Annotated in this window: 1 protein-coding gene; it reads left to right on the plus strand. The window is 44.4% G+C overall.

The genetic code is table 11. The features are described from left to right. Positions 1 to 18: 18 nt before the first annotated feature. On the plus strand, positions 19 to 1,092 hold a 1,074-nt coding region (locus A3763_RS21240), incomplete at its 3' end, for a phosphoenolpyruvate-utilizing N-terminal domain-containing protein (protein WP_156495233.1).

The following is a 1,092-nucleotide window of genomic DNA, read 5'->3' on the forward strand; positions in this document are numbered from 1 at the left end:
TAATATAAAGGGTATTAAATGCTAAGCATACTTCGCAGTATTGTTCAGGAAGTGAATAGTGCCGCTAGTCTTGAGGAAGCACTGAATATTATTGTCAGTCGCGTTCAGGAGGCTATGAGTACGGAAGTATGTTCCATCTATCTTCTTGATCCGGCAGAAAATCGTTATGTCTTGCGTGCCTCTCGTGGCTTGCGGGAAGATGCGATCGGGAACGTGAGCTTGGGTTATTCAGAGGGTCTGGTTGGTTTGGTTGGTGTTAGGGAAGAGCCGATAAACCTCGAAGATGCCCAGCAGCATGAACGCTACCGCTATTTGCCTGAAACGGGAGAAGAGCGTTTTACAAGCTTTCTTGGTGTTCCAATCATTCATCATAAAAAGGTATTGGGTGTATTGGTTGTTCAGGAAGCCAGTAACCTGCGTAAGTTTGATGAAGGTGAAGAAGCTTTTCTAGTTACGGTTTCTGCACAGCTGGCGAGCGTTATAGCGCATTCAGAAGCAACTAAAGCAATTGAGTCAGTTTCTGAGAGTGGGAAAGTAGCGCAGGATATCGCCTTCAAGGGTATCGCTGGTGCACCAGGCGTTGCGATTGGTCGCAGTGTTGTTGTTTTTCCGCTTGCCGACCTGGATGCGGTGCCTGATAGAAGTGCTGAAAATATTGATGATGATATCATTTCATTTGAAAATGCGGTTGAGTCCGTCCGTAAAGATATTCAAAGCGTCGGTGAGCGTTTATCTACCCAGTTAAGGCCTGAAGAACAAGCTTTGTTTGATGTCTATCTTGGTATGTTGGATGACAATGCTCTGGCAGGAGAAGTGATCACCCAGATAAAAGCCGGGAAGTCTGCCCAAACCGCATTAAAAAATACCATTAGTGAATATGCACGTCATTTTGAAATGATGAATGATGCCTATCTCAGCGAAAGAGCTGTAGATATAAAAGATCTGGGTTGCCGTATACTTTCATACCTGCAAACAGCGGATAAAAAACAGCATGACTATCCCGATAATGCGATCCTGGTCAGTGAAGAATTAACCCCTACTATGTTGGGTGAAATTCCGAAAGAGAAGCTACTCGGTCTTGTTTCGATTAAA

Source organism: Oleiphilus sp. HI0128, assembly GCF_001635365.1.